Raw genomic sequence first — 2,621 nt, 5'->3', positions numbered from 1 at the left:
GTTTTGCCGAGAGGTCCCCACCCGATCCCATTCCGAACTCGGTCGTTAAGCCTCTCTGGGCCGATGGTACTTTGTCTTAAGGCACGGGAGAGTAGGTCGCCGCCAGGTCTACCAAACGGATATGTCCAATAACCCTTCAATTACGATTTTCTAGCTTTGCCGCGGGGTGGAGCAGCCCGGTAGCTCGTCAGGCTCATAACCTGAAGGTCACAGGTTCAAATCCTGTCCCGCACCCAAAGATTTCTTAAAGCCCCGCTCGCGCGGGGTTTTTTGCGTTTGGACGGTCGCGCCCGCGCGAAATTGGCCGAGATCTAAGCTTGCGAAGAAGCCATCCGGTGAGGGCCGCGGTTAGCGCGGCTTACGTGGTTTCCTGATCCAGCGTCCGACCAGTCGGTGGACGGCGTCATATCGGTCGGTGGTGGTGTCGGCCGCCGGATTGAACCTCGGCCCAAGGATCTCGAGGGCGGCATGATGGCCCTCGTGAGCGGGGTCGCCGTAGGCATCCAGGAGTTCGGCGTAGCCAAACGGCCCGCCGCAGTCTCCCGGCGGACAGGGGCCCTTGGCGTAGACCAGGAAGGTTGCGTCGATGCCGGCGGGAAGGGTTTCGAACCGATCGAGCTTGACCGTGTGACTCCAACCATCTCCGAAGTCATAGAGGTAGGTGAACCGCTTGGCGCCGGTCTGCGCCAGAGCCTGCTGGAACGTCGTCTTGCGGGCGTCGAAGGGACCATCCCCGAACAGATTGTCCGGATCGGCCGGCCCCCATCCGAGATCGCGGATGCGGATCTCCCACAGGTGGCTGTTGGTCCATCCCATGGCGGCCTGCAGCACCTCATGCAGGCGATCCAGGCGGATCTTGAGCGGGACGATGATCCAGCGCTCAACCGTGGGCTCGACATCGTCGAGGACGATCTTGAGGCGAACGATCTTCTGGTCTGCGGTCATGCCGCCGTTTTGGCGCGCGCCTGGGCCGGGTCCCAGTTCCACGGCAGGAGCTCATCGAGACGACTGGCGGGCAGGTCGTTGATGCGGGCGAGCACGTCGGCCAGCCAGGCCTGAGGATCGACGTCGTTGAGCTTGGCGGTGGCGATGAGGCTGTACATGGCCGCCGCGCGCTGGCCACCACGGTCGGAGCCTGCGAACAGCCAGGACTTGCGCCCCAGGGCGATGCCGCGCAGGGCCCGCTCAGCAGCGTTGTTGGAGAGGCAGATCCGGCCGTCGTCGAGGAAGCGGATAAACGAGGGCCAGCGGCGCTTCAGATAGTTGATCGCCTTGACGATGTGATGGCTGCTGGTCAGCGTCTGGCGGGCCTCGTCCATCCAGGCGTTGAGCTCGGCGACAATCGGGGCGCTTTGCTCGCGGCGTAGGGCCAGACGAGCCTCGGGGCTTGCGCCATTGATCTGCCGCTCGACGGCGAACAGGCCGTCAATTAGGCGCACCGCCTCCAGGGCCTTGGGGTAGACAGCCTTGGGCTTCTCGCCGCGCGCCTTCTTGCGCTCGGCGGTCTCGATGTCGGCCAGCTCGAAGAACTTGCGACGCCCGTGGGCCCAACAGCCCGCCTCCAGGATCGGACTGGGGTATCGGTCTGGCTTGTAGAGCTCGGCGTAGCCGCCATAGGCGTCGGCCTGCAGGACGCCGCTCCAAGCCCTCAGGTGGGTCTGGGGATGCACGCCCTTGCGGTCGCGCGAGTAGTGGAAGATCGCCGCGGGCGGGGAGGATCCGCCGAACGGGGCGTCATCGCGCACATAGGTCCATAATCGGCCCACATCGGTCTGGCCCTTGGCCAGGACGGGGACGGTCGTATCATCGCCGTGCAGGCGCTCGGCGGTCAGGACGTGGGCTTCGATGCGCTCCACCAGCGGCGCCAGGACCGTGGCCACCCCGCCCACCTGGTCGGCCAGGGTCGACAGGCTCAGCGGCACGCCCTCACGGGCATAGCGCTCGGCCTGGCGGTTAAGCGGCTGATGCTGCCCGAACTTCTCGAAAACGATCATGGCCAGCAGGCTGGGGCCGGCCCAGCCGCGGGGCAGGACATGGAAGGGCGCCGGGGCCTGGGCGATGGTCTCACAATCCCGGCACGAGACCTTCTCACGGACAGTCTGGATCACCTTCCACTGGCGTGGGATCACCTCAAGGGTCTCGGTGAGGTCCTCGCCGAGCTTGCGCAGGCGCGCGCCGCCGCAGCAGGCGCAGGTCTTGGGCGCCTCGATCACCACCCGCTCGCGCGGCAGATGCTCTGGGAAGGGCTGGCGCGAGGGTGTCTTGCGGGTGAACGCCTTCACCGTGGTCGTGGCCTGGGCGGCGGCCCGCTCGGCGGCAAGCTCGTCCTGCGTGGCCGAGGCCTCCAGCTCCTCCAGCTGCAGCTCCAGCTGATCAAGCAACCGGCTGGACCGCTCAGAAGACGTCCCGAACCGCTCGCGCTTGAGCTTGGCGATCTGCAGCTTCAGATGGGCGATCAGCGCCTGGTCGTCGGCGCGCTCGGCCTTGGCCGCGGCGGCTTCGGCGATGGCGACGGCTGCATCGGCGCGCGCCAGATCACGATCGGCATGCGCCGCATCCAACTCGGCCTGCATGGTCGCCAGCGCCGCCTTCAGCGCTTCGACATCCTCTGGAACCGGGGC

Annotated in this window: 2 protein-coding genes, 1 tRNA gene and 1 rRNA gene; 2 read left to right on the top strand and 2 right to left on the bottom strand. The window is 66.4% G+C overall.

All coding sequences use genetic code 11. From position 1 onward, the window contains the following. Both rrf and Q7T09_RS10505 read left to right on the top strand, forming a co-directional pair. Window positions 1-108: ribosomal RNA gene (gene rrf / locus Q7T09_RS10510) — 5S ribosomal RNA — on the top strand; the annotation flags it as partial. A gap of 52 nt (window positions 109-160) precedes the next feature. Next, window positions 161-236 (top strand) — tRNA-Met (locus tag Q7T09_RS10505). Window positions 237-348: 112 nt separating this feature from the next. On the opposite strand, the gene Q7T09_RS10500 is transcribed toward Q7T09_RS10505, so the two are convergent. Both Q7T09_RS10500 and Q7T09_RS10495 read right to left on the bottom strand, forming a co-directional pair. Then, complete coding sequence (locus Q7T09_RS10500; protein WP_304699557.1) at window positions 349-987, bottom strand: plasmid pRiA4b ORF-3 family protein; 639 nt, start codon at window positions 985-987, stop codon at window positions 349-351. Further along, a partial coding sequence (locus Q7T09_RS10495; RefSeq protein WP_304699556.1) for an IS66 family transposase occupies window positions 942-2,621 on the bottom strand: 1,680 nt, incomplete at its 5' end. The genes Q7T09_RS10495 and Q7T09_RS10500, both read right to left, overlap by 46 nt.

The organism is Phenylobacterium sp., assembly GCF_030645195.1.
Taxonomy (GTDB): Bacteria; Pseudomonadota; Alphaproteobacteria; order Caulobacterales; family Caulobacteraceae; genus Phenylobacterium.
Note: the sequence above shows the minus strand (reverse complement) of the source record. Positions and strands in the feature narration are given on the sequence as shown.